We start from the raw sequence: 23,943 nt of genomic DNA on the forward strand, positions 1-23,943 counted from the left end.
GAAGCTCCTCATGCAGATTGATTTCACTCTCTCGCGCAACGCCTTCGGCCGTCTGGTGCTGACCGATGCGGCGGGCGTCGCCCACGAAGGCGTGGTGCCCGTGCGCGCCTTTCCGATCGCCGCGCCCGAGGCGGGCCTCGCCCTCGTGAGCACCGAAGGCCGCGAACTGGTCTGGCTCGACTCGCTCGACGCGCTGCCCGCCGCCGTGCAGGCGCTTGTTCGCGAAGAGCTCGCCGCGCGCGAATTCATGCCGGAAGTGCTGCGCATCAAGGGCGTGTCGACCTACGCCACGCCCAGCACGTGGACCGTGGAGACGAATCGCGGCGAGGCGTCGTTCGTGCTGCGCGGCGAGGAGGACATCCGCCGCCTGGGTGGGCAGACGCTGCTCATCACCGATAGCCACGGCATTCACTTTCTCATTCGCGATGCGGGCAAGCTCGACAAGCCCAGCCGCAAGATCCTTGACCGCTTCCTCTGACGCGAAACGCGTCGCGGGATTCGCCGCGCTTCGCGTCGCTGGTAGAATCGCTGCTTTTGCTTGTTGCGGTGATGCCGATGTGGTTCAAGAATCTTCAGTTGCACCGAATTCCTGCCGGTTGGTCCATGAGCGTCGCGCAAATGGAAGAGGCGCTCGAGAAGCACGCCTTCCGCGAGGGCGGCAGCCTCGAATTGCAGGTGCAGGGCTGGGCGCCGCCGCGTGATGGCGGCGAGCTCGTTCATAGTGTCAATCGTCAGTTCCTGCTGGCGTATCGGGCGGAGAAAAAGCTGCTGCCCTCGACCGTGGTGAATCAGGTCACGCGCGCCAAGGCCGCCGAACTGGAGGAGCAGCAGGGCTTCAAACCGGGCCGCAAGCAGATGCGGGAGCTCAAGGAGCAGGTCACCGACGAGTTGCTGCCGCGTGCGTTCGGCATTCGTCGCGATACGCGCGTATGGATCGACCCGGTCAACCGCTGGCTGGTCATCGACGCGGCCTCGCCCGCGAAGGCCGACGAAGTGCGCAGCCTGTTGCTCAAGACGCTCGACATCGTGCTCGAACCCGTGGAGCTCAACGAAGCGCCAGTCGCGATGATGACGTCGTGGCTTGCCGGCAACGAAGCCCCGTCGGGCTTCACCGTCGATCAGGACGTGGAGCTGCGCTCGAACACCGACGAGAAGGCGGCCGTGCGCTACGTGCGCCACCCGCTCGACGGCGCGGACGTGCGCCAGCATATCGAGGCCGGCAAGCGCTGCACCAGGCTGGCAATGACGTGGAACGACCGTATCTCGTTCGTGCTCACGGACGCGTTCATCATCAAGCGCGTGACGCCGCTCGACGTGATCAAGGACGCCGCCGACCCGACGGCGGAAGGCGAAGCCGAGAAGTTCGACGCCGACGTCGCGCTCATGACGGGCGAGCTCGCACGCATGCTCGACGATCTGGTCGAGGCGCTCGGCGGGGAGCGCCAGATGGACAAGGCCGCCTAAGTCACCTGCGCCACCTGCGCCACCTGCGCCACCTGCGCCATCTGAGGCCGGCGGCAACGGCGCACGCCAGGCGTTTCGCCCGCGGCAGGCCGCGCTGCCGGCACCCGATCAGAACTGCGTCTGCGCTCGCGTGTCGCCGAGATAGATGCCTTGCGAGAGCCCCTGCCTGACCTGTCGCGTGGCGTCGTCGACGCACACTTCCTCCTCGCCGGCCTCGATGGCGTCATAGGCCTGACGCACCACCTCGGCCGGCGCGATCTTCTGTGCTTCGAAGCCGCGCGTCAGGTCGGTGTCGATGAAGCCCGCGTGCAGACCCACCACGAGCGTATTCTGCTCGCGCAGTTCCTTGCGCACGCCATTGGTCAGCGACCATGCGGCCGCCTTGGTGATCGAGTATTCCGGAATCGCGCTCGAACTGATCCAGCTCACGATGGAGAGCACGTTGAGCAGTGCGCCGCCGCCGTTGCGCCCGAGCGTGCCCGCGAAGGCCTGCGTCATTGACAGCACGCCGAACAGGTTCGTCTCCAGCGTGGCGCGCAGTAGCTGTGCCGAGCCGGGACGGGTGAGCCCCTCGGTCAATCCCGCCGTGCCCGCATTGTTGATGAGCAGCGTGACGTCACCGGCCAGCGCTGCGGCGGCGGCCACGTCGTCCGGATCGTTCACGTCGAGCTTCACCGGGATGACACCCGGCAGCGTAACCCTGGACGGATCGCGCGATCCGGCATAGACCTTCTTCGCGCCGCGCGCGAGCGCCTGTTTGGCGAATTCCAATCCCAGACCACGATTGGCGCCCGTGATGAACACCACGGCATTTTCGATCTTCATTTCCATAACTCCGGTAGAGAGGGGACGAGTGGCCCGGTCATTGCGCGGCCTGGGCTATACTTCATGACGATTGTGATCGACATCGTCATGTGTCAGGCATTGTGCCGAGTCCGGCAGCGCCATGTCAATGGTGATCAACATTGTCTTTTTCGATGGCAACGATAGGCGCGATGGCGCCGGGTTGCGGGGAGTACGTGATGGGGATTTCGAGAGAGCAGGCGGCGGAGAACCGCGAGGCGATCGTGGCGGCGGCCGAACGGTTGTTTCGCGAGCACGGCGTGGACGCGGTGGGGCTCAGCACATTGATGAAGGCCGCGGGCTTCACACAGGGTGGCTTTTACAACCACTTCAAATCGAAGGACGCGCTGGTCGAGGCGGTCATGGCCCGTGCCGTGGCAGGCAACGTCGGCCTGCTGGCCGGGGGCGATGCGCGGGCCGAGGCGGCGCTGTCGCCGCAAGCGGCCGTGGCCCGTTACCTGTCACCGGAGCATCGGGACAACGTTGCGTGCGGCTGTCCGATGGCGGGATTTGCCGGCGACGCGCCGCGCATCGGCGAGGCCGCGCGGGCCTGTTACGCGGCCGGGCTGGCCGAGGTGATCGCACGCATGGCGGCCGCCGGCGTCGCACGCGGCATGTCGCCTGGGCAGGCGAGTCAGGCGGCGATGGCAAGATTCGCGCAGATGGTCGGCACGCTGGTGCTCTCGCGCGCCGTGGCGGGAGCAGATCCCGTGCTGTCGGACGCGTTGCTGGCAGCGGGCCGTGAGGCGCTCAATGGCGCCGAGGCACACGAATGACGTGCTCGGTCACTGGCGCGTAAGAGAAAGGCGCACCGCGCGCCGCGCGTGGGAGAGAGGCGCACTGCGTGCGGCGCGTGGGAGAAAGGCGCACTGCGTGCGGCGCGTGGGAGAAAGGCGCACCGCGTGCGGCGCGTGGCGGCACGGGCGCGAAGGCGGCGAGGTCAACGCTGCGGCCAGCGCCACGAGGCGCGCAGCCGGTCGCGCAGGAAGTCCACGAACGCTCGCGTGCGCGGCGCGAGATGGCGGCTGTGCGGATACACCGCATGAAGCGGCGACGCCGGAATCTGCATCGCGGGCAATACGCGAACGAGGCGCCCGGCCCGGATGTCGTCGCCCACATCCCAGATCGATTTCTGCGCGATGCCCGCGCCGTGCAGCGCCAGTTCGTGCGCGGTGTCGCCATCGTCCACCACGTAGGTATCGCGCACCTGAACCCGTAACGTTTCGGAGTGCCATACGAATCGCCAGTCGCCGTGGGGCGCGTTGCCGAACAGGATGCAGTCGTGCTGCTGCAGATCGCCGAGCTCGTGCGGGGTGCCGCGGCGCGCCAGATAGTCGGGTGAGGCGACCAGCACGCGGTAGTTGGGCGCGAGTTCCTGCGCCACGAGGCTGGAGTCTGGCAGGGAGCCCACGCGAATCGCGACATCGGTGCCGTGCGCCACCAGGTCGACCCACAGGTCGGTGAGCTCGAGATGCACCTTCAGGTCGGGGTGGCGTTCGCGAAACGCCACCAGCAGCGGCGCCAGGTGGCGGCGGCCGAATGCGCGCGGGGCGCTGATGCGCAGCACGCCGCCGACGGTTCCCGCCTGTCGCGTCATGAGGCGCTCTGTCTCGGCAATTTCGGCGAGGATGCGCTGGCAGCACGCGTGAAAGACCTGGCCTTCCTCGGTGAGCGCCTGCCTGCGCGTGGTGCGATTGAGCAGCCGCACGCCCAGGCGCTGCTCGAGCAGCCCGAGCCGCTTGCTCACGACCGCGAGCGACAGCCCCATCTCGCGCGCGGCCGCCGACATGCTGCCGGTGGCGACAACCCGATCGAAGAGCGTGAGGTCAAGCGTTTGATCGATCATTTCCTGTCGGTTCGTGTCAGTTCGTGTTGATTATCAATATTTTGAAGAGAGTCATTCAGTCTGAAGGTGGATTATCGTCCTCTTCGATGAGGATCACAATGGCGCCATGACATCGCGCAGGGACGGTGCAGGGCGCCGGCGCGGTGTCCGTGCGCGGCGATCCGCCGGATCGCTTTGCAGCGAACTCAAACCGTATCCATCGTTTCCAGGAGTCATGCCATGTTCAATTTCGAAGGTCAGCGCGTGTTGGTCATCGGCGGCAGTTCCGGCATCGGCCGCGCTGCGGCCCAAGCGTTCGCCAGGGCCGGGGCGGCGCTCACCATCGCCTCGCGTAATCAGGCCAAACTCGACGAGGCGCTTGCCACCATCGGCAACGCCGCGCGTGCGGCCGTGCTCGATACGGGCGACGCCGCTGCGATCGAGCGCTTCTTCGCCGAGCACGCGCCGTGGCACCATGTGGTGATGTCGGCCGCGCAAACGCCGACGGGTCCGGTGCGCAAACTCTCGCTCGACGATGCGCATGCCGCCTTCGACAACAAGTTCTGGGGCACCTATCACGTGGCGCGTTTCGCCCGCATCGAGGACGGTGGCTCGCTCACGCTGACGTCCGGCTACCTGAGCGTGCGGCCGAGTACGTCGTCGGTGGTGCAGGGTGCCATCAACGCGGCTATCGAGGCATTGGGCCGCGGCCTGGCGCTGGAACTCTCGCCGGTGCGCGTGAATACCGTGTCGCCGGGCCTGACGATCACGCCGCTGTGGAACAAACTCGCGCAGGCCGATCGCGAGGCGATGTACCGAAACGCTGCCGAGCGCTTGCCGGCACGCCGCGTGGTGGCCGCCGAAGACGTCGCCAACACGATTCTCTATCTCGCAGGCACGCCGAGCGCCACCGGCTCGACGGTGCTGATCGACGCAGGCGGCGCGATCGCCTGACGATCCACACTCGAGGAGGCTCCATGCATATCGATCTGAAGGAAAAAATGGCGCTGGTCACGGCGTCGACGGCCGGCATCGGCTTGGCCATTGCCCATGGGCTGGCTGCTGCCGGCGCCACGACCATCATCAACGGCCGCTCGCGCGAAGGCGTGGACGCCGCCGTCGCGAAGCTGCGCGCCGCGCTGCCCGAGGCGCAGGTACGCGGGCTGGCGGCCGACGTATCGAGCGCGGCCGGCTGCGACACGCTGGCACGCGCCGTGCCCGACGTCGACATTCTCGTGAACAATGCGGGCATCTTCGGTCCGCAGGACTTTTTCGAGATCCCGGACGAGCGCTGGCAGCACTTCTACGACGTCAACGTCATGTCGGGCGTGCGCCTCTCGCGCGCATATCTGCCCGGCATGGCCGCGCGCGGCTGGGGTCGCGTCGTGTTCATCGCTTCGGAGTCGGCGCTGAACATTCCGGACGACATGATTCATTACGGAATGACCAAGACGGCGCAACTGGCCATTTCCCGAGGCCTGGCCAAGCGCATGCGCGGCACGGGCGTGACGGTCAATGCCGTACTGCCCGGTCCGACGCTCTCCGACGGCATGGCGGCGATGCTGCACGCCTCGGGCGTGCCCGACGACGCCGATATGGAACAGGCCGCGGCAACGTTCGTGCGCGAGCACCGTCCGAGCTCGCTGATCGGACGGGCGGCCAGTACGGAGGAAGTCGCGAACATGGTGATTTATGTTGCGTCGCCGCAGGCGTCGGCGACGACCGGCGCGGCCCTTCGCGTCGACGGCGGTGTGGTCGACTCGCTGTGAATCGCTGCTGCCGTGAGCAGCGCAAGCGCCGTATCCTGGCATTGCAGGGCGCCGGCGTGCTGCGCTGCGCAAGCGAGCCGGGCCCACCAACGCAGCACTTTTGACCCGGCGCAAACGCGGTATACCCGAATGACTTTCGGGTACCCAATTCGATAGGGATTGCCTAGAATGAAAGCGTGCCATCCCGCCATGTCGAAGTTAGGAGGCCGCGATGCTTACAGGGAGCTTGATTGCAATGTTGGTAATCGTGCTGGTCGTCGGCGCCGCCGTCGCCTGGCTCGTGGATCGCAACTGGTGTCGCGAACATCCCGCGGCGCGCCACACGTGGCGCCGGCACCGCCGGGACGTGCGCCACGGTTGAGCCCTACACGCCACAGGGGAGCCCGCGCCAAACAAAAAGCCCGCCGAAAGGCGGGCTTTTTGTTGTTGCTTACACCTCAACAACGGGCTGGGCGCTCAGGCAACGGCCTGAAGGACATACTTGCCCTGGACAGTCAGTCGCGGGGATTTCCCACCCGTTTCCAACTCTTCCCATTCGATCAGTTTGCTCTCGAGCAACGATTCGAGGTCCGGGCGATCAAGCTCCACTTGTTCCGGAGCGTCCTTGACCAGCATCAGGGTGGCAAATTCATGATGACTCAGCATCTTCGTCTCCCGGTTTGCGGTTCCACTGGGGGTCCCTCGTCAGGGACTTTAAGGATAGGTCACGAATATGGCACTTGTGCGACAAAATTCGTACTTTCGATGCTGCTATGCAGCATTTCTCGTGGCGACTTCCCCCGACGCCAGCATAAGCTCGCAGGGTGACATTACGATGTCATTCCGATAGCATTCCCGCCGCTCCGGAATGCATGCAGAATTCATCTGAATGCTGCGATGCAATAGTGACGAAATTCATGCCGCGCACGCGCTTATGTCGCTTATTTTGGGTTTGCTCGGGCACGAGGGACGGTAGAATGGCCCAATTTGCCAGCAATTCGCGCACAACAACCTGACATGCCGCAAAAGAAAACGCCGTACTTCGAGTTACGCAGCGGTGCAGTGGACACGCTGCATTTCGTGGTCAAGACGCCTGAACTGGATACGCTGCGCACCGAACTGGCGCAACGTTTCGAAGCGACCCCGGAATTCTTTGCCGGGGACACCGTCGCCATCGACGTGCGGCGTCTGGCGGGCAACGAGCGTGTTGCCGTGCCGGCGTTGGCCGAAATGCTGACCGAATTTCGCATGAAGCCGATCGGTGTGGTCGCCAATACCGAGCAGGCCGACTGGGCGGTGGTGGAGGGTCTGCCGCGTCTGGATAGCCACGAGCGGCGCATCTCGCGCACTCCGCGCGACGCGGGCGGTGCCGGCGACGACGAGGGGGCGCCCGCCGGGCAGTCTGCCGGGGCCACTGCTGCCGCCGCCGCTGTTGCCGGCGGCCCTGCGCCGGCCGAAGCCTCCGCCATCGCCTCGACCATCATCGACAAGCCGTTGCGTTCGGGCCAGCAGGTCTACGCGAAGGGTGACCTGATCATCCTCGATCTCGTCAGTTACGGGGCCGAGGTGATCGCCGAAGGTAATATTCACATTTACGCGCCGCTGCGGGGACGGGCGCTGGCAGGCGTGAAGGGCAAGCTCGATGCGCGCATCTTCTGCACCTGCCTCGAGCCCGAGCTGATTTCCATCGCCGGAATTTACCGGACCGGTGAGCATGCGCTGCCGCCTGAAGTGCAGGGGCGTTCGGTGCAGGTGCGGCTGGTAGACGACAAATTGATTTTCGAGCCCCTCGGGCTCAAGTGATTCGTAGCTAAGGTAGCTAATTTCATCCTCAATAGTTTGGGAAGGCATCGACAGATGGCAAAAGTGATTGTGGTGACCTCTGGCAAGGGTGGCGTCGGCAAGACGACGACCAGCGCCAGCTTTTCCGCCGGCCTCGCCTTGGAGGGGCACAAGACGGCAGTCATCGATTTCGACGTCGGTCTGCGCAACCTCGATCTGATCATGGGTTGCGAGCGCCGCGTGGTCTACGACCTGATCAACGTGATCCAGGGCGAGGCGAACCTCAATCAGGCGCTCATCAAGGACAAGTCCTGCGAGAACCTGTTCATCCTGCCCGCCTCGCAAACGCGTGACAAGGAAGCGCTCACGCAGGCAGGCGTGGAGAAGGTCATCAACGACCTTGCCGACATGGGCTTCGAGTACATCGTGTGCGATTCGCCGGCCGGTATCGAATCGGGCGCGCTGCTCGCCATGCACTTCGCCGACGAGGCGCTCGTGGTGACGAACCCCGAAGTGTCGTCGGTGCGTGATTCGGATCGCATCCTGGGCATTCTCTCGTCGAAGACGAAGCGCGCCATCGAGGGCAGCGAGCCGATCAAGGAACACCTGCTCATCACGCGCTACAACCCCAAGCGCGTGAACGACGGCCAGATGCTCTCGCTCGAAGACATTCAGGAAATCCTCCGGATCAAGCTCATCGGCGTGATTCCGGAGTCGGAGTCGGTGCTGCACGCATCGAACCAGGGCACTCCCGCGATCCATCTCGACGGCACCGACGTGGCCGACGCATACCGCGACGTGGTGAGCCGATTCAAGGGCGAAGACAAGCCCATGCGCTTTACCGACTATCAGAAGCCGGGGTTGTTTCAGCGCATTTTCGGCTCGAAGTAAGGAGCGCCCATGTCCTTCCTGTCTTTCCTCCTGGGGGAGAAGAAAAAGACCGCCGCCGTTGCCAAGGAGCGCCTGCAGATCATTCTGGCGCACGAGCGCGCGGGCTCGTCGCCGCCGGCCGATTATCTGCCGGCGCTGCAGCGCGAGCTGGTCGCCGTCATCTCCAAGTACGTCAAGATCGCCCAAGACGACATCAAGGTCAGCGTCGAGCATCAGGACAACCTGGAAGTGCTCGAGGTGAAGATCGAATTGCCGCAGACCTGAGCGGTCTAGGCACGGCGACGCCAATGCGCGTCGCCGGTCGTCGCGTGGCTGCCGACGCGCGGCATGGCCATGCCGTGCCGTGCGAATGAGCGAGACGGCCCGCCACTCCGCTGTGGGGCGGCGGGCTCCCGCCATGTCCGTCAGAACTTGTAGTCGGGATTCTTCGGATCGAACGTGAGGTCGGTCCACGTCTGTCGGCGCACCTTTTCGAAGCGCATTTCCTCGATCTTCTGCCCTGCGGCGTCCCACGCCTCGATGCCGCGCGGGCGCCCCGTCCTCAGATCGAGCAGCACGCGCGACCGGTTCGCGTAATGCTGCGGCGGCCCTGACGGCGCGTCCCATTCGAGCGCGGCCACGCGCACGCCATTCAGTTCGGACACCGATATTCTTGCCGGCTTCTCCGAGAGTCCGGCGGCCCGGAAGCTGCGGCCGTCATGCGCGATCTGCTCGGCGATGAATGCGAAGCCCAGGTCGCGCACGGTGTGATTCGATTGCGAGCGCGCGAGCGGCCCGTCGATGCCGCTCCAGATCGACGTGAAGCCCAGGATGCCGCCGAGATGACCGTACATTTCCTTCGGATTCCTCGTCTCGTCGTAGATGATCTCCTGGCCGGCATGAGCGCCGTCGGCCAGCCACTTGGCGTAAATCTGCAGCGGCTTTTCGCGGATTTTCACGAGCATGTGATCGGGTGTGCCCTGCCACTGGTCGTTGATGCGCTCATGGCGCGTGAGTTCGTACTGATACTCGGGCATGGCGGCCGCTTCCGCCTTGAGGAACCGAACCAGCGCGTCGGGCGAGAGCGCCTGCAGGTGGGCGACGATCTGCGCGTCGCTCATCTTCGCGAATTCGCCGCTTTTGATCGCGCGCGAGAACCATTGCGCTTGCGCCGCGACGGGCATGGCGGCGAGCCGGGCCGCGTCGGCGTCGTTCGGCGTGGCGCCCGCGGCACCCACCCCGCTTGCCGCTGACGCCGTCGGGCTCGCCTGAGGAGCGGTTTGTGCGCACGCGACCGATGCGCTCAGCACACCGGCGGCCAGCGTGAGCGGCAGCCAGCCGAGTACGAGCGCCAGACGTCCCACGCGCGGCGCTCGCCACATTGCGTGGCGTGGATGGAAACGCCGCTTGCCGTGGCGGCGCGCAGGTGCTCGGGCAATCGAATTGCGAAAGATGACCATTGTCGTTGTCTCCCTGAATCGATGGGGCGCCGGCGGAGGGCGTAGAAGTGCGCCGGCGCGCTTGGATCCGGCCACGCAGGCGCCTCGGGCCGCGTGAAGACGCTTCCAGGCCCTTTTCAAGGCGGCGTGGCCGGCGTCGGCGCCGGCTCGCGCAGTTCGCGCCGCAGGATCTTGCCGACAGTCGTCTTGGGCAGCTCGCCCTGGCGAAATTCGACGATGCGAGGCACCTTGTACGCCGTGAGGTGCTCGCGGCAGTGAGCGAGGATCGTCGCGGCGTCCAGTTGCGGATCTCTCGCCACGAGGACGAGTTTCACACGCTCGCCCGCCACGGGGTCGGGCACCCCGACGACCGCCGCTTCGCGCACGCCGGGATGCAGCATCACGACGTCCTCGATCTCGTTCGGATAGACGTTGAAGCCCGAGACGAGAATCATGTCCTTCTTGCGATCGATGAGCCGGACGTAGCCGCGCTCGTCCATCACGCCAATGTCGCCGGTCATCAGCCAGCCGTCGGCGTCGAGGGTCTTCGCCGTCTCTTCGGGGCGTCGCCAGTAACCGCGCATGACCTGCGGCCCACGCACGCACAGCTCGCCGGGCTCGCCGATCGCAGCCCACGTGCCGTCTTCGCGCCTGAAGCGCACTTCGGTGGACGGCGCGGGCAGGCCGATCGATCCGGTGAACTCGTAGTCGTCCATGTGGGCGAGATCGACCGGGTTCATGGTGACGATGGGCGAGCATTCCGTCAGACCGTAGCCTTCGATGATCGGCTTGCCGGTGACCTGCTTCCAGCGCTCGGCAATGGCGCGTTGCGTGGCCATGCCGCCCGCGAGCGACAGCTTGAGCTTCGAGAAGTCGCGCGCGCAGAAGTCCTTGTTCTCGAGCAGGCCGTTATAGAGCGTGTTCACGCCCGTGACGCCGGTGAAGGCCTCGTTGCGGATGATGTAGACGACCTTTTTCACGTCGCGCGGATTCGCAATGAGAATGTTGCGTCCGCCCAGGCTCATGAACACCAGAAGGTTCACGGTGAGCGAGAGGATGTGGTACATCGGCAGCAGCGACAGGTTGACCTCGATGTCGCCGTCGAGCTGATCGGCCGCCCACGCCTCGGTCTGGAGCAGGTTGGCGAGCACGTTGCCGTGCGTGAGCATCGCGCCCTTTGCCACGCCCGTCGTGCCGCCCGTGTATTGCAGGAACGCGAGATCGTCGCGCGCGAGCGGCACGGCAGCGGCGGTGAGCGTTGCGCCTTGCGCCAGCGCGCGGCGCAGCGCGACGGCGCGGGGCAGGTGATATGCCGGCACCTGCCTGGCGATGTGCCGCATGAGGAAATTGACGGCGCGTCCCTTGGCGTTCAGGCCGGCCCCGAGCAGGTCGCCGATCTGGGTGACGAGCACGTGGCGCACGTCAGTGTCGGGCAGCGCGTCCTGCACGGTCTTCGCGAAGTTCTCGAAGACGACGATCGTCTGCGCGCCGCTGTCCTGCAACTGATGCTTGAGCTCGCGCGCGGTGTAGAGCGGATTGACGTTGACCACCACGCCGCCGGCGATGAGCGTGCCGAACAGGCAGATCGGGTACTGGAAGCAGTTGGGCATCATGAGCGCCACGCGATCGCCGGCGCGCACGCCTTGCGCTTGCAGCCACGCCGCGAATGCGCGCGCCTGACGCGCGACTTCACCGTAGCTCATTTCGCTGCCGAGGCTCACGAACGCCACGCGGTCGCGATACCTGGCGATCCATTCATCGAAGGCCTGCACGAGCGACGTGTACCGTGTCACGTCGATGTCGGCCGGCACGCCGGGGGGATAGGCGCCGAGCCAGATGCGGTCCTGCTGGACAGCTTGGTCCATCGTTGTCTCCATGAAAAGCTCCCCGCGCTCGCGCATTCGCTCGCCAATTCGCCAGCTAATTCGCTCGCTCATCTGCTGACTCGCTCGCATGCTGCGGCTTGCTCTGCCGGCAAGACTCGTGCGCGCGCGGGCGCGGTGATGGCTGCCCCTGTGATGCCGATTCCGTTCTCGTTATGTGATTCGCGTCCTGGTTCGTATCGTCGTTGGTGGCGTCGTTTCGGTAGTTCCCGGTCGTCTGCGCTCCGGCCGTCTCACGTCAGCGCTCGAGCATCGCCACGACGCCCTGACCACCTGCCGCGCAAATCGAGATGAGCCCGCGCCCGCCGCCGCGCATGGCAAGCAGCTTGGCGAGCGTGGCGAGAATGCGCCCGCCAGTGGCCGCGAACGGGTGTCCGCACGCGAGTGAGCTGCCGTGTACGTTCAAACGCTGGCGGTCGATGCCGCCCAGCGGCGCGGCAAGCCCCAGCTTGTCGCGGCAGTACTGCGGGTCTTCCCACGCCTTGAGCGTGCAAAGCACCTGCGCGGCGAACGCCTCGTGGATTTCGTAAAAATCGAAGTCCTGCAGTGTCAGGCCGGCCTGCGCCAGCATGCGCGGGACCGCGTAGACCGGCGCCATCAGCAAGCCCTCGCGTTGCGATTCGTCCGGATTGAAGAAGTCGACGGCGGCCGTCTGCGAGTACGTCAGGTACGCGAGTACCGGGATACCGTGCGCGTGCGCCCACGCTTCGCTCGCGAGCAGCACACACGAGGCGCCGTCGGTGAGCGGCGTCGAGTTGCCGGCCGTGAGCGTGCCGGCGGCGCTGCGGTCGAACACCGGCTTGAGGCTGGCGAGTTTCTCGAGGGTGACGTCGGGCCGCAGGTTGTTGTCGCGTTGCAGGCCGCGAAACGGTGTCATCAGATCGAGGAAGAAACCTTGTTCGTAGGCCGCGGCGAGACGCTCGTGGCTCGCGAGCGCGAGCTCGTCCTGCGCGGCGCGCTCGATCTGCCAGTGCTTGGCCATCAATTCGCAGTGCTCGCCCATCGACAGACCGGTGCGCGGCTCGCCATTGCGCGGCAACGACGGGCGGAACAGCATGCCGGGCCGGGCTTTCGCGAACGCGCCGATCTTCGCGCTCGTGCTGCGTTGGCGGTTGGCTTCGAGCAGGATCTTGCGCAGCGTCTCGTTCACGCCGATGGGGGCGTCCGAGGCGGTGTCGACGCCGCCCGCGATGGCCACGTCGATCTGGCCCATTGCGATCTTGTTGCCGGTGAGGATGACCGTCTCGAGCCCGGTGCCGCATGCCTGCTGCACGTCGTAGGCGGGCGTCTGCGGCGCGAGCGTGGTCGACAGGACGGATTCTCGCGTCAGGTTGAAGTCGCGCGAGTGCTTGAGCACGGCGCCTGCGGCGACTTCGCCCAGCCGCTGGCCATGCAGGCCGAAGCGGTCGATGAGGCCCTGCATGGCCGCGCTCAGCATGTCCTGGTTCGATGCCGTCGCGTAGGCCGTGTTCGCGCGCGCGAATGGAATGCGATTGCCGCCGAGGATCGCGACGCGTCGCAGCGCGGGTGCGGGGGCGGTAGGTTTGATGGCGCTCATGAAAGGTCCGTTCCGGGTGCGGTTTCGGGGGCAGTTTCGGGGGCGATTTCGGTTGCGATTGCGGTTGCGATTTCGGGTGAGGTCTCGGGACCCGTCATGAAGCGGCGGGGGCGTCGACGGTGCCGGTGGCGCCGAGGGCAGCCCCCGTATCGCCGGCGCCGCGGCGCTGTGGCGACGCTGTGGCGGCGTTCTCGGCGAGTTGCCATCGTCCGCGCAGATGCGGGACGGTCCCCGCCGCATCGCGCAGTTCGAACACGGTCCCGGGCTCGGATCCGTCACCCGCTGTGCCGCTCGCCGGGGCGCCGTCGGACTGGCGCCAGAGCGTCACCTGGCCCGGCAGCAAGATCGGCGTCTTGAATTCGACGAGCAGATCGAGGGTCGCGGGCGAGCCTGGCAGCACGGCCGCGAGCGCGCGCGCGAAGCTCCACATGCCGTGGATGATCGGACGCGGAAAACCGAAGCATCTTGCCGTGATCGGCCACAGGTGGATCGGGTTGTAGTCGCCCGACACGCGCGCGTATTGCCGGCCGAGGTCGCGCGGAAGCGACCACGCTTGCGTTTGGATCAACGACGTGCGCGCGCCGAGCGCCGCGCGATAGGGTGTGCCCAGCGCAGCGCCCACGCCCGTGCGCAGATACAGGCTTTCGCCGCTCCAGACGACTTCGCCGCCGCGGCGCGCAGTGGTGAGCACCGTGAACGCCTGTCCCTTGTCATGCGCGTACAGCGCGCCGCAACGCACGTCGAAGTCGAGCCGGTCGCCGGCGTGAAGCGTCGCATGCTGCACGATGCGATTGGCCAGATGCACCATGCCCAGCATCGCGAACGGGAAGGCGCGATCGGTCATCAGCAGCATGTGTAGCGCAAACGCGAGCAGATGCGGCCACGTGGGCGGCACGGCGGACGTCTGCGCAAAGCCGCACAGACGCGCGTAGCGAGCGATGGCCTCGGCCTCGAGCGCCACGTTGCGCCATTCGAAGGCGAGCGGGGGCAGCGGCCGGGCGTGCGCAGGCTTGCGCGAGGCGAGCAGCGCACGCACGTAGCACCGCAGCGGCGAGGGCAGGTGCGTGATGCGACGGGCGGCGCCCTGCGCCGGGTCGCGTGAACGGTCGTGCGGCGGCGAGCGGTCGTCGGCCATGGTCATGCCCCCAGCAGGCTCTGGCCGCACACGCGCACGACCTGACCGGTCAACGCCCCGGAGGCCGGATGGGCGAGCCACGCGATCGTCTCGGCGACATCGACGGGCTGGCCGCCCTGGCCGAGCGAGTTCATGCGGCGTCCGGCCTCGCGAATTGCGAACGGCACCGCTGCCGTCATCTGCGTTTCGATGAAGCCCGGGGCCACGGCGTTGATGCTGATGCGGCGCTGCGCGAGCCGCGGCGCCCAAGCCTCGACCATGCCGATCACGGCCGCTTTCGATGCTGCGTAGTTCGTCTGCCCGCGATTGCCGGCAATGCCGCTGATCGACGCCACGCCGACGATGCGGCTGTTGGCGCGCAGCATGCCGGCCTCGAGCAGCGCCTCGTTCAGGCGCTGCGGGGCGCCCACGTTGATGTCGAGCACGCTGCGCCATTGCGCCTCGCTCATGCGAACGAGCGTTTTGTCGCGCGTGATGCCGGCGTTGTGCACGAGCACGTCGAGTCCGCGCGGCGCGTGAGTCGCCAGATGCGCGAGCAGGGTGGCGGCGGCGTCCGGCCCGGCGATGTCGCAGGCAAGGGCGCTGCCTTCCAGGCGCGATGCCACGGCTTCGAGAGGGCCCTGGGCGGACGGAATGTCGACGCATACGACATGCGCGCCGTCGCGCGCCAGCACGCACGCGATGGCTTCGCCGATGCCGCGCGCCGCACCCGTTACCACGGCGACCTGCCCGGCAAGCGGGCGCGCGTCGCGCATTGGCGGTACGTCGAAGACCGGCGCCTGCAGCGTGATCGCCTGACCGTCGACGTAGGCCGCTCGCGGCGAGAGGAAGAACCGCAGGCTCGAGTGCAACGCCTCGTGCGCCTGAGGGGCGACGTAGAGCAGTTGTGCCGTGGCGCCGCGCTTGAGCTCCTTCGCGAGCGAACGCACGAAGCCTTCGAGCGCGCGTTGCGCCGTGCTCGCCTGCGGGGTCGCGGCCAGATGCGGCGGCAGGCCGAACACAAGCACGCGAGCGCATGTGTCGAGCGAAGCGAGCGTGTCGTGGAAGAACGTGTAGAGCGCCATCAACGCGTCGGTGCTGGCGATGGCGCTCGCATCGAAGAGCAGTGCCTTCGGGCGTACACCTTCGGCCGGGTTGAAGCGTCCGCTCATCGTCCCGGCGGCGTTCGCATGACCAATCCAGTCGAGCGTGGCCGCGTGCGCGAGGCTCGGCACACCGAGCCAATGGAGTTCGCGCGCAAGCGCGCGGAGCAATGGCGCGGCATCTCCGCCACCGACGACGGCCAGGGGCGGCGTGGGGCCTTGTGCTTCGGCCGCGCCGTGCTGCGGCATGCGCTCGAGCGGCACGGGGCGCGGCAGGCCCAGCGCGTTGGCAAGACGGCTGCCCACGGCGGAGTTGGCGAAAGCCAGATATCGGTCGGACATCGTCACAGCCTCGATTCCTCCAGGTGATGGGGGGGCGATCCGGGTTTCCGGGTTCAGCTCGTGACGGCTTCGCCGGTCGCCGCCTGTTGCTGCGCACGCCGCATGTCGGCAAGGCGGCCAAAGTCGGCGGGGAAGTCGTCGACCGCCACGGCCCGCGCGGCATAGTCGGCGTACTGTGCGAGCACGCGGCGCTCGTCCTCGCTCAGCAGTTGCAGCGAAGCGGCCCGGTCGACCCATTGCGTGAATTCCGGCAGGCTCTGCGGCATGGCCGGCAGACGACCTTCCCTGATCGCGGCGCGCAGACGGTGCTCGATCGCGCTGACTTGCGGCGTCATCTGGAACACGATCTCGCCATACGCCAGTCCGTCGATCTCCGGGCGCGGCGAATAGCTGCCGGCGATCAGCCGCTCGCGCGCGTCGCCGGGCGTCTGCATCAGTTCAGCCACCTGCGCGCCGAGGGCGTCGGACGGCTTGGCGTAGGGTAGGCCCAGCGGCGTGAGCTTCCAGCGCATCCACCAGGCGACGAACCGCGACGGATAGTTCGCCAGCACGCCTTCGAACGCTTCGCGCGCTTGCCAGAGCGCGTCTTGCGCGGCCCAGTGCACCAGTGGCAGATCGGGCTGCGGGCGTCCTTCGTCTTCGAAGCGCTTGAGTGTTGCCGTCAGGAGGAACAATTGCGAGAGGATGTCGCCCAGGCGCCCCGTGATGCTCTCGCGGCGTTTGAGCGAACCGCCGAGCACCGCCATCGAAACGTCCGCCGCGATGGCCAGCAGCGTCGAGAAGCGATTCGCCGCGCGGTAATACGCGTGCAGTTCCGGCGCGCTGCGCTCGGGCACGGCGGAAAAGCGCGCATGTGTGATGCCGTGCAGCGCGCCTCGCACGATGTTGCTCGTCACAAACGTCAGGTGACCGAAGAGGGCGTCGTCGAAGGCGCGCACCGCGGCGTGGCGATCGGGCATCCGTGCGGCGGCGAGTTCCTTGAGCACATATGGGTGGCAGCGGATTGCGCCCTGGCCGAAGATCATCAGGCAGCGCGTCATGATGTTCGCGCCCTCGACCGTGATCGACACGGGAATCTGCTGATATGCGCGGGCGAGGAAGTTGTTCGGGCCCATGCAGATGCCCTTGCCGGCGACCACGTCCATGCCGTCGTTGACCACCTTGCGCGCGCGTTCGGTCACGTGATACTTCGCGATTGCCGAGATCACCGACGGTTTCTCGCCGAGATCGACGGCAAGGGCGGCGAGGCGGCGTGCGGCATCCATCGCGTACAGATTGCCCGCCATGCGCGCGAGCGCTTCCTGCACACCCTCGAACTTGCCGATGGGGGTGCGGAACTGGCGCCGGACGGCCGCATACGCGCCGGTCGCCCGCACTGCGATCTTCGAGTAGCCGACGTTCGATGACGGCAGCGAAATGGCGCGGCCGGCCGCCAGGCACTCCATCAGCATGCGCCAGCCTTTGCCGACCTGTGCGCGTCCGCCGATCACCCAGTCGAGTGGAATGAAGACGTCCTTGCCCGAATTCGGGCCGTTCTGGAAGACGGCGTTCAGCGGCCAGTGGCGACGGCCGATGACGACGCCCGGGTGATGCGTGGGAATGAGCGCGCAGGTAATGCCGGGCTCGTCTTCGTCGCCGAGCAGATGATCCGGGTCCAGCGCGCGAAACGCGAGGCCGAGCACGGTAGCGATCGGGCCAAGGGTGATGTAGCGCTTGTTCCAGGTCACACGAAAGCCCAGCGTCTCGCGGCCTTCGTGCATGCCCCGGCATACGACGCCCACGTCCGGGATGGCGGCGGCATCCGAGCCCGCGTAGGGGCTCGTGAGCGCGAAGCAAGGGATCTCCTCGCCCTTGGCCAGGCGCGGCAGATAGTAGTTCTTCTGCGCTTCGGTGCCGTAGTGCAGCAGCAGTTCGGCCGGCCCCAGCGAATTCGGCACCATGACAGAGACCGCGGCGGCCGAGCAGCGCGAGGCGAGCTTCATCACGACCTGCGAATGCGCATACGCGGAGAATCCAAGGCCGCCGTAGCGCTTGGGAATGATCATGCCGAGAAAGCCGGCTTCCTTCGCGTATTGCCAGGCCTTGGGCGGCAGATCCTGCCAGACCTGCGTGCTTTCCCAATCGTTGGACAGATCGCACAGACGCTCGACCTCGTTGTCCATGAACGCCTGTTCTTCGGCGCAGAGCCCGGGCGCGGGCAGCGAGGCGAACTTCCGCCAGTCGGGGCGCCCGGAAAAGAGGTCGGCGTCCCACCAGACGCTGCCGGCTTCGATCGCATCTTTTTCGGTTTCGGACATTTCCGGCATGATCGTGCGGAATTTGGCAAGCGCGGGGGCCGTGATGCAGGCGCGTCGCAGCGGGCCGATGCTCAGGAACAGGGCGGGCAGGACGAATACGACGGCCAGTATCGCGGCGGCAACGGGACCGCACAGGCCGAGCGCGGCGCCTGCGCCCACCCACAGCGCGGTGGCGATCAGCCACTGCCATGCGCGTGCGCGATAGAACAGCAATGCGCATACGCCTACGATCAACGCAAGAATCCAGATGGCCGTCATGTTTTCCTCCCTTCGTCCCTTCGTCCCTTCGTCCCCTCGTCCAGTTTCGGTTCGGCCTCCGGTGCGTCGCTTTCCACCTTCTGCCTACCGCCTTGCGGCGTTGCGACGTGTCATGGACTGCCGCGTGATGGCGCCGTCGCGCGGAGGGCGTCGTCCTCTTGCCGGGCAGTGCGAATCGCGTGCGCTGCGCCGCTGCCGGCACTCTTGTTGGATCGTTTCGCCGGACCTTGGTGCGCGGCGAATTCGAGTGATACGTCGAAACTGAAACGCGAGCCTCGCATTCGGCGCCGACGCGCCACGGGGCGTGTGCGGGCGCCGTGGCTCGCAGGCCTCGCCGTGCTGCCGGGTGTGCCGGGCGAATCGGACAACCGCTCAGGCGCTTGCCAGTGAGCGGCTCGCACCGCCGGAGGCGCGGCCGGCCTCGTCGCCCGACGTGGACGACGACATCGCCGCCGGCGAATCGGGATCGGGGTGTCCGGCTTCGCGCGGCGGCGTGACGCCGGCTTCCCTGGTCAGGGCGAACACTGCGGCAAAGCTCGCGAGCTGCGCTTCGCCCGGCATCGGCGCCTTGAGCGCGGCGACCATGAGCGCGGTGAGGCGCGCCACCACCTGCAGGTCGCCCATGGGCTGGCCCTGGGCGAACGTGTCGATCAGACGCGTCGTGTCGCTGCTCGCCAGCACGCCCGAGAGCGCCTGCAGCGCGAATTGCAGGCGCCAGCGCAGCTCCTGATGCGGCAGCTCGGGCAGCGCCTGCGCGAAAGCGTCGAAGAAGCGCTTGAACACCGGCGCGTAATGCTGCTGGAGATAGTCGCGAATGAACGGCGACGGGTCGGCATAGACCCGGCCGAGCAGGCGCAGGAACGCCGGCCCGCCGATGTCGCGGTGGTGCGAGATCGCCAGCGCCGGGATGAACATCGCCCCCAGCACGTGTTCGCACGTCAGGCGCGACCCGGGCCATGCGGCTTCGGCGCGCGTGAGCAGCGCGAGACGTTCCTCGTTGAGCCGGTCGAGCCGGCGCGAGAGCATGGCCTGCAACAGCGTTTCCTTGCTGCCGAAGTGATAGTTCACGGCCGCCAGATTCACCTCGGCACGCGAGGTGATCTGACGCAGCGACATGGCGTCGTAACCGTATTCGATGAAGAGGTCTTCTGCCGCATCGAGAATGCGCAGTTTGGTGTCGCCGGCTTGTCGGCCGGCCGGGACGCGTGGGCTCACGACGAATCTCCTTGGGGGCGCCGCCAGGCGCCGTGTCGTCTTGTAATGAACTTCCGTTTCATTCAAACGTTCGATTGAATGCTAGGCCGGGATCGGCTGTCTCCCAAGGGGTTTTTCTGGAGAGGGAACTCTAAAGCGGCGGATCGGCCAATGAAGGCGTGGGCCCGGCGGTGGCCAGAGGCGATTGTTAAAGGGGGCTGCCGTGAAAGGGGGGGCGGGGAGAGGCTCGCCAAGGGAACCGGCCTGGATTTCGTGAATTCCCCGATATTTCCTCGATGCCGGGCCGGAAAGTCTAAAGGCGGGGCAATAGTTTGCTAAAATGTCCCGCTTTGTGTGCAAAACCGTTTTGGCGCTACCCCGGTTTGCCGGGGGCGGAGGGAAGCCGGCGTCGCTTCGTCGGTACCGGCCCAAGGTTGATTAACTGACAGGGTCCGCTTGCGGCATTCCCTCGCCGCAACACAGAACGACCCTCTGGATGGACGAATATCCTCATGACTATCGTTGTTGAAAACCTCGGCAAGCTCGAGCGTCGCTTTACCATCGCCCTGCAGAAGCAGGACGTCGAGAAAGAAGTTGCGGCACGCATTCAGAAGCTGTCGAAGACGGTTCGTATGCCGGGCTTCCGTCCGGGCAAGGTGCCCCTGAAGATGGTCACGCAGCAGTACGGTGGTCAGGTCGAAGCCGAAGTCGTGAGCGACAAGGTCGGCCAGCAATTCTTCGAAATCAGCAAGAACCAGGATCTGCGCGTGGCCGGCCAGCCGCGCTTCGCCCCGAAGGCAGACGCCGCCGAGACCGAATACGCGTTCGACGCCACCTTCGAGGTCTACCCGGAAGTCAAGATCGGCGACCTCGCCGCCGCCGAAGTCACCCGTACCACGACCGAAGTGTCGGAAGCGGAGATCGATCGCACCATCGACATTCTGCGCAAGCAGCGCGTTCACTACCACGTGCGCGGTGAAGCCGGCGCCCATGGCGACGGCGGCTCGGTCGAAGCCAAGGACGGCGATCGCGTGACGGTCGACTTCGTCGGCAAGATCGATGGTGAAGCCTTCGCGGGCGGCAGCGCCGAAGATTTCGTGTTTGTGCTCGGCGAAGGCCGCATGCTGCCGGAATTCGAAAAGGCCACGCTGGGCCTGAAGGTCGGCGAGTCGAAGGAGTTCGAGCTCAAGTTCCCGGACGAGTATCACGGCAAGGAAGTGGCCGGTAAGACCGCCACGTTTACCGTCACGCTCAAGAAGGTCGAGTGGGCGCACCTGCCGGAAGTCGACGCCGAGTTCGCCAAGTCGCTCGGTATTGCCGATGGCAGCATCGAGAAGATGCGCGCCGACATCAAGGAAAACCTGTCGCGCGAAGTGAAGCGTCGCACCCAGGCGCTGCTCAAGGACCAGGTGATGAACGCCCTGATCTCGGTGTCCGAGCTCGACGTGCCGAACGCGCTGGTCGCGCAGGATCAGGAGCGTCTGGTGGCGATGGCGCGTCAGGACCTCGCACAGCGCGGTGTGCCCAACGCCGGCAACGTGCCGATTCCGGCCGAGATGTTCAAGGAGCAAGCCGAGCGCCGCGTCAAGTTGGGCCTGATCCTTGCCGAACTGGTCAAGCAGCACGATCTGCAGGCCAAGCCGGAGCAGATCAAGGCAGAAGTCGAAGAGTTCGCGAAGAGCTACGAAGACCCGCAAGAAGTCGTCCGCTGGTACTATGGCGATCAGCAGCGCATGGCGGAAATGGAAGGTTTCGTCGTCGAGAACAATGTTGTCGAGTTCGTCCTGGGCAAGGCCAAGGTGACCGACAAGCAAGTGAGCTTCGAAGAGCTGGCCGGCAACACGCAAGGCTGATCGAGCACGACGGACTGACGGAGCCGCCGCGGCCGCAAGGCCGTGGCGGTTCTTTTCCAAATGGCCTCCGGGCCTCCTCCCTGCGGCGCGCAAAACCATCTCGATAGAAGGGTCGAACCGATATGATTACCCGTTCCGAATTGCTCGCCCAACTCGCTTCCCCGACGCACAACTCCGCTCTCGAATCGCAGGCTCTGGGCCTCGTGCCGATGGTCGTCGAGCAAAGTGGCCGCGGTGAGCGCGCTTACGATATCTACTCGCGTCTGCTCAAGGAGCGCATCATTTTCCTGGTGGGCGAGGTCAACGACCAGACCGCCAATCTCGTCGTTGCGCAATTGCTGTTTCTCGAGAGCGAGAATCCGGACAAGGAAATCTCGATGTACATCAACTCGCCGGGCGGCTCCGTCTCGGCAGGGCTCGCGATTTACGACACGATGCAGTTCGTGAAGCCGGCCGTCTCCACGCTGTGCATGGGCATGGCCGCGAGCATGGGCGCGTTCCTGCTCGCCGCCGGCGAGAAGGGCAAGCGCTATGCGCTGCCCAACGCCCGCATCATGATTCACCAGCCGCTGGGCGGCGCGCGCGGTCAGGCCTCGGACATCGAAATTCACGCGAAGGAAATCCTGTTGCTCAAGGACCGCCTGAACCGTCTGCTCGCCGAGAACACGGGGCAGCCGCTCGAGGTCATCGCGCGCGACACCGATCGCGACAACTTCAAGTCCGCGACCGATGCCGTGGAGTACGGTCTGATCGATCGCGTGCTCGAAAAGCGTCCCTGAATCGGTTGCCGATTGGGGGCGCGCGACGGCAAAACGCTGGCGCGACATCCGGTAATTTCGACGTCGAACACCGGGTGATCGCGCCAAGTCTTTGTCGTAAAAGGAAATTTGCGGCTGTCGCGGGTGGGCCACACGCCCGCGCAGCATGGCGTTACAATGGGATTCACGTATGCCGCGTTTGCCGCCCCGGCGGGGGACGACCGGGGCGCAAATTGCTAGCAGGCTGACACAGATATGGTGGATAAAAAAAGCACTTCCAACGGCGAAAAGCTGCTCTACTGCTCCTTCTGCGGAAAGAGTCAGCACGAGGTCAAGAAGCTCATCGCGGGACCGTCCGTGTTTATCTGCGACGAGTGCATTGACCTGTGCAACGAGATCATCCGCGACGAGGCTGCGGCAGCCGAGGACGAGAGTGGCAGCGGCGGCAAGTCCGATCTGCCTTCGCCGCAGGAAATCCGCGAGAGTCTCGATCAATACGTGATCGGTCAGGACCGCGCCAAGAAGATTCTGGCGGTCGCGGTCTACAACCATTACAAGCGGTTGAAGCACCTCGGCGACAAGCGCGACGAGGTCGAGCTTTCCAAGAGCAACATCCTGCTGATCGGGCCGACCGGCTCAGGCAAGACGCTGCTCGCGCAGACGCTCGCGCGTTTGCTCAACGTGCCGTTCGTGATCGCCGACGCCACCACGCTGACCGAGGCCGGCTATGTGGGCGAGGACGTCGAGAACATCATTCAGAAACTTTTGCAGAACTGCAATTACGAGATCGAGCAGGCGCAAAAGGGCATTGTCTACATCGACGAAATCGACAAGATCAGCCGCAAGTCGGACAACCCGTCGATCACGCGCGACGTGTCCGGCGAGGGCGTGCAGCAGGCGCTGCTCAAGCTCGTCGAAGGCACGATGGCATCGGTGCCGCCACAAGGCGGGCGCAAGCATCCGAATCAGGACTTCATCCAGGTAGATACGACCAATATCCTGTTCATCTGCGGCGGCGCGTTCGATGGTCTCGAGAAGATCATCATGAACCGCACGGAGAAGACCGGGATCGGCTTCGGCGCGACGGTCAAGACCGGTGAAGAGCGCGACGCGGGCGAATTGCTGCGCGACGTGGAACCGGAAGACCTGATCAAGTTCGGTCTGATCCCGGAGCTGATCGGCCGTCTGCCCGTCGTTGCCACGTTGGGCAAGCTGGACGAAGACGCGCTCGTGACGATCCTGATCGAGCCGAAGAATGCGCTGGTCAAGCAGTACCAGCGTCTGTTCGCGATGGAAGGCGTGGAGCTCGAGATCCGCCCGGCGGCGCTGCATGCGGTGGCTCGCAAGGCCATCAAGCGCAAGACCGGTGCGCGCGGGCTGCGTTCGATCATCGAGCAGGCGCTGCTCGAAGTCATGTACGAGCTGCCGTCGCTCAAAGGCGTGACCAAGGTGATTCTGGACGAGAACGCGATCAGCGGCGACGGCAAACCGCTGCTGATCTACCAGGAGTCGCCCAAAGTTGCCGGCTCCAATTGAACGGTCAACTCAACTTGCTTCGAAGCCGTTCATGGAAACATGGACGGCTTTTTTTCCTTCATACTAGTGCCACGGG

At 65.8% G+C, this 23,943-nt stretch carries 22 protein-coding genes; 12 read left to right on the forward strand and 10 right to left on the reverse strand.

Annotation, left to right across the window (positions count from 1 at the left end; genetic code table 11):
• Positions 1–10 precede the first annotated feature (10 nt).
• The gene (locus PNO31109_RS03370) at positions 11–478 is read left to right on the forward strand and encodes a cyanophycin metabolism-associated DUF1854 family protein (protein ID WP_150554244.1); all 468 of its coding nucleotides are present in this window, start codon (positions 11–13) and stop codon (positions 476–478) included.
• A gap of 77 nt (positions 479–555) precedes the next feature.
• Positions 556–1,464: a recombination-associated protein RdgC gene (locus PNO31109_RS03375; protein WP_150554245.1), complete on the forward strand. Its 909-nt coding sequence runs from the start codon at positions 556–558 to the stop codon at positions 1,462–1,464.
• A gap of 108 nt (positions 1,465–1,572) precedes the next feature.
• Here PNO31109_RS03375 and PNO31109_RS03380 read toward each other — a convergent pair whose 3' ends face one another.
• A complete protein-coding gene (locus PNO31109_RS03380; protein WP_150554246.1) occupies positions 1,573–2,289 on the reverse strand; it encodes an SDR family oxidoreductase in 717 nt (238 codons plus the stop codon).
• A gap of 197 nt (positions 2,290–2,486) precedes the next feature.
• Here PNO31109_RS03380 and PNO31109_RS03385 point away from each other — a divergent pair, with 197 nt between their 5' ends.
• Complete coding sequence (locus tag PNO31109_RS03385) at positions 2,487–3,083, forward strand: TetR/AcrR family transcriptional regulator (RefSeq protein ID WP_150554247.1); 597 nt, start codon at positions 2,487–2,489, stop codon at positions 3,081–3,083.
• Between the two features lie 164 nt (positions 3,084–3,247).
• Here PNO31109_RS03385 and PNO31109_RS03390 read toward each other — a convergent pair whose 3' ends face one another.
• Positions 3,248–4,153, reverse strand: coding sequence for a LysR family transcriptional regulator (locus tag PNO31109_RS03390; protein WP_150554248.1), 906 nt, complete (start codon positions 4,151–4,153; stop codon positions 3,248–3,250).
• Positions 4,154–4,372: 219 nt separating this feature from the next.
• On the opposite strand from PNO31109_RS03390, the gene PNO31109_RS03395 reads away from it, so the two are divergent.
• From PNO31109_RS03395 to PNO31109_RS22270, 3 genes are all read left to right on the forward strand, one after another.
• Complete coding sequence (locus PNO31109_RS03395; protein ID WP_150554249.1) at positions 4,373–5,086, forward strand: SDR family oxidoreductase; 714 nt, start codon at positions 4,373–4,375, stop codon at positions 5,084–5,086.
• Between the two features lie 23 nt (positions 5,087–5,109).
• Positions 5,110–5,901 carry an SDR family NAD(P)-dependent oxidoreductase gene (locus PNO31109_RS03400; protein ID WP_150554250.1) on the forward strand — a complete coding sequence of 264 codons (792 nt, stop codon included), beginning with the start codon at positions 5,110–5,112 and terminating at the stop codon, positions 5,899–5,901.
• A 235-nt stretch (positions 5,902–6,136) separates the two neighbouring features.
• Positions 6,137–6,262: a hypothetical protein gene (locus tag PNO31109_RS22270; RefSeq protein WP_277396700.1), complete on the forward strand. Its 126-nt coding sequence runs from the start codon at positions 6,137–6,139 to the stop codon at positions 6,260–6,262.
• Positions 6,263–6,357: 95 nt separating this feature from the next.
• On the opposite strand, the gene PNO31109_RS03405 is transcribed toward PNO31109_RS22270, so the two are convergent.
• Complete coding sequence (locus PNO31109_RS03405) at positions 6,358–6,546, reverse strand: hypothetical protein (protein ID WP_039411560.1); 189 nt, start codon at positions 6,544–6,546, stop codon at positions 6,358–6,360.
• 351 nt (positions 6,547–6,897) lie between these two features.
• Between PNO31109_RS03405 and minC the strand changes: the two genes are divergently transcribed.
• The 3 genes from minC to minE are packed head-to-tail and all read left to right on the forward strand — an operon-like array spanning position 6,898 to position 8,817.
• On the forward strand, positions 6,898–7,683 hold the full coding sequence (gene minC, locus PNO31109_RS03410; protein WP_150554251.1) for a septum site-determining protein MinC: 786 nt from the start codon (positions 6,898–6,900) through the stop codon (positions 7,681–7,683).
• Between the two features lie 54 nt (positions 7,684–7,737).
• Positions 7,738–8,553, forward strand: coding sequence for a septum site-determining protein MinD (gene minD / locus PNO31109_RS03415; protein WP_150554252.1), 816 nt, complete (start codon positions 7,738–7,740; stop codon positions 8,551–8,553).
• A 9-nt stretch (positions 8,554–8,562) separates the two neighbouring features.
• Positions 8,563–8,817: a cell division topological specificity factor MinE gene (gene minE, locus PNO31109_RS03420; protein ID WP_010808102.1), complete on the forward strand. Its 255-nt coding sequence runs from the start codon at positions 8,563–8,565 to the stop codon at positions 8,815–8,817.
• A gap of 140 nt (positions 8,818–8,957) precedes the next feature.
• Here the strand turns inward: minE and PNO31109_RS03425 are convergent, their stop codons facing one another.
• The 7 genes from PNO31109_RS03425 to PNO31109_RS03455 form a co-directional block, all read right to left on the reverse strand.
• Positions 8,958–9,914: a DUF1571 domain-containing protein gene (locus PNO31109_RS03425; protein ID WP_241014025.1), complete on the reverse strand. Its 957-nt coding sequence runs from the start codon at positions 9,912–9,914 to the stop codon at positions 8,958–8,960.
• 194 nt (positions 9,915–10,108) lie between these two features.
• A complete protein-coding gene (locus PNO31109_RS03430; RefSeq protein WP_174966258.1) occupies positions 10,109–11,848 on the reverse strand; it encodes an AMP-binding protein in 1,740 nt (579 codons plus the stop codon).
• Between the two features lie 244 nt (positions 11,849–12,092).
• Positions 12,093–13,412 carry an acetyl-CoA C-acetyltransferase gene (locus PNO31109_RS03435; RefSeq protein WP_150554255.1) on the reverse strand — a complete coding sequence of 440 codons (1,320 nt, stop codon included), beginning with the start codon at positions 13,410–13,412 and terminating at the stop codon, positions 12,093–12,095.
• 94 nt (positions 13,413–13,506) lie between these two features.
• Positions 13,507–14,553, reverse strand: a complete 1,047-nt coding sequence (locus PNO31109_RS03440) for a MaoC/PaaZ C-terminal domain-containing protein (protein ID WP_150554256.1) — start codon at positions 14,551–14,553, stop codon at positions 13,507–13,509.
• Positions 14,550–15,971 (reverse strand): 3-oxoacyl-ACP reductase, encoded by a 1,422-nt coding sequence (locus PNO31109_RS03445; RefSeq protein WP_150554515.1) that lies wholly within the window; start codon positions 15,969–15,971, stop codon positions 14,550–14,552. The genes PNO31109_RS03440 and PNO31109_RS03445 overlap by 4 nt, the downstream gene beginning before the upstream one ends.
• A 53-nt stretch (positions 15,972–16,024) precedes the next feature.
• Positions 16,025–18,526, reverse strand: a complete 2,502-nt coding sequence (locus PNO31109_RS03450) for an acyl-CoA dehydrogenase (RefSeq protein WP_150554257.1) — start codon at positions 18,524–18,526, stop codon at positions 16,025–16,027.
• 372 nt (positions 18,527–18,898) lie between these two features.
• The gene (locus PNO31109_RS03455) at positions 18,899–19,741 is read right to left on the reverse strand and encodes a TetR/AcrR family transcriptional regulator (RefSeq protein WP_150554258.1); all 843 of its coding nucleotides are present in this window, start codon (positions 19,739–19,741) and stop codon (positions 18,899–18,901) included.
• Between the two features lie 491 nt (positions 19,742–20,232).
• On the opposite strand from PNO31109_RS03455, the gene tig reads away from it, so the two are divergent.
• From tig to clpX, 3 genes are all read left to right on the forward strand, one after another.
• Positions 20,233–21,573 carry a trigger factor gene (gene tig, locus PNO31109_RS03460; protein ID WP_150554259.1) on the forward strand — a complete coding sequence of 447 codons (1,341 nt, stop codon included), beginning with the start codon at positions 20,233–20,235 and terminating at the stop codon, positions 21,571–21,573.
• Between the two features lie 125 nt (positions 21,574–21,698).
• Entirely contained in the window at positions 21,699–22,352 is a 654-nt protein-coding gene (gene clpP, locus PNO31109_RS03465; RefSeq protein WP_150554516.1) for an ATP-dependent Clp endopeptidase proteolytic subunit ClpP, read from the forward strand.
• A 234-nt stretch (positions 22,353–22,586) separates the two neighbouring features.
• Positions 22,587–23,867 carry an ATP-dependent Clp protease ATP-binding subunit ClpX gene (gene clpX / locus PNO31109_RS03470; protein WP_150554260.1) on the forward strand — a complete coding sequence of 427 codons (1,281 nt, stop codon included), beginning with the start codon at positions 22,587–22,589 and terminating at the stop codon, positions 23,865–23,867.
• Positions 23,868–23,943: the final 76 nt, after the last annotated feature.

This window comes from Pandoraea nosoerga (assembly GCF_902459585.1).
GTDB lineage: Bacteria > Pseudomonadota > Gammaproteobacteria > Burkholderiales > Burkholderiaceae > Pandoraea > Pandoraea nosoerga.

What these genes read in the sequence shown, in the direction of transcription:
- PNO31109_RS03370 (WP_150554244.1), top strand. Translation starts at nt 11, where the DNA reads ATGCAGATTGATTTCACTCTCTCGCGCAACGCCTTCGGCCGTCTGGTG.
- PNO31109_RS03375 (WP_150554245.1), top strand. Translation starts at nt 556, where the DNA reads ATGTGGTTCAAGAATCTTCAGTTGCACCGAATTCCTGCCGGTTGGTCC.
- PNO31109_RS03380 (WP_150554246.1), bottom strand. Translation starts at nt 2,289, where the DNA reads ATGAAGATCGAAAATGCCGTGGTGTTCATCACGGGCGCCAATCGTGGT.
- PNO31109_RS03385 (WP_150554247.1), top strand. Translation starts at nt 2,487, where the DNA reads ATGGGGATTTCGAGAGAGCAGGCGGCGGAGAACCGCGAGGCGATCGTG.
- PNO31109_RS03390 (WP_150554248.1), bottom strand. Translation starts at nt 4,153, where the DNA reads ATGATCGATCAAACGCTTGACCTCACGCTCTTCGATCGGGTTGTCGCC.
- PNO31109_RS03395 (WP_150554249.1), top strand. Translation starts at nt 4,373, where the DNA reads ATGTTCAATTTCGAAGGTCAGCGCGTGTTGGTCATCGGCGGCAGTTCC.
- PNO31109_RS03400 (WP_150554250.1), top strand. Translation starts at nt 5,110, where the DNA reads ATGCATATCGATCTGAAGGAAAAAATGGCGCTGGTCACGGCGTCGACG.
- PNO31109_RS22270 (WP_277396700.1), top strand. Translation starts at nt 6,137, where the DNA reads ATGTTGGTAATCGTGCTGGTCGTCGGCGCCGCCGTCGCCTGGCTCGTG.
- PNO31109_RS03405 (WP_039411560.1), bottom strand. Translation starts at nt 6,546, where the DNA reads ATGCTGAGTCATCATGAATTTGCCACCCTGATGCTGGTCAAGGACGCT.
- minC (WP_150554251.1), top strand. Translation starts at nt 6,898, where the DNA reads ATGCCGCAAAAGAAAACGCCGTACTTCGAGTTACGCAGCGGTGCAGTG.
- minD (WP_150554252.1), top strand. Translation starts at nt 7,738, where the DNA reads ATGGCAAAAGTGATTGTGGTGACCTCTGGCAAGGGTGGCGTCGGCAAG.
- minE (WP_010808102.1), top strand. Translation starts at nt 8,563, where the DNA reads ATGTCCTTCCTGTCTTTCCTCCTGGGGGAGAAGAAAAAGACCGCCGCC.
- PNO31109_RS03425 (WP_241014025.1), bottom strand. Translation starts at nt 9,914, where the DNA reads ATGTGGCGAGCGCCGCGCGTGGGACGTCTGGCGCTCGTACTCGGCTGG.
- PNO31109_RS03430 (WP_174966258.1), bottom strand. Translation starts at nt 11,848, where the DNA reads ATGGAGACAACGATGGACCAAGCTGTCCAGCAGGACCGCATCTGGCTC.
- PNO31109_RS03435 (WP_150554255.1), bottom strand. Translation starts at nt 13,412, where the DNA reads ATGAGCGCCATCAAACCTACCGCCCCCGCACCCGCGCTGCGACGCGTC.
- PNO31109_RS03440 (WP_150554256.1), bottom strand. Translation starts at nt 14,553, where the DNA reads ATGACCATGGCCGACGACCGCTCGCCGCCGCACGACCGTTCACGCGAC.
- PNO31109_RS03445 (WP_150554515.1), bottom strand. Translation starts at nt 15,971, where the DNA reads ATGTCCGACCGATATCTGGCTTTCGCCAACTCCGCCGTGGGCAGCCGT.
- PNO31109_RS03450 (WP_150554257.1), bottom strand. Translation starts at nt 18,526, where the DNA reads ATGACGGCCATCTGGATTCTTGCGTTGATCGTAGGCGTATGCGCATTG.
- tig (WP_150554259.1), top strand. Translation starts at nt 20,233, where the DNA reads ATGACTATCGTTGTTGAAAACCTCGGCAAGCTCGAGCGTCGCTTTACC.
- clpX (WP_150554260.1), top strand. Translation starts at nt 22,587, where the DNA reads ATGGTGGATAAAAAAAGCACTTCCAACGGCGAAAAGCTGCTCTACTGC.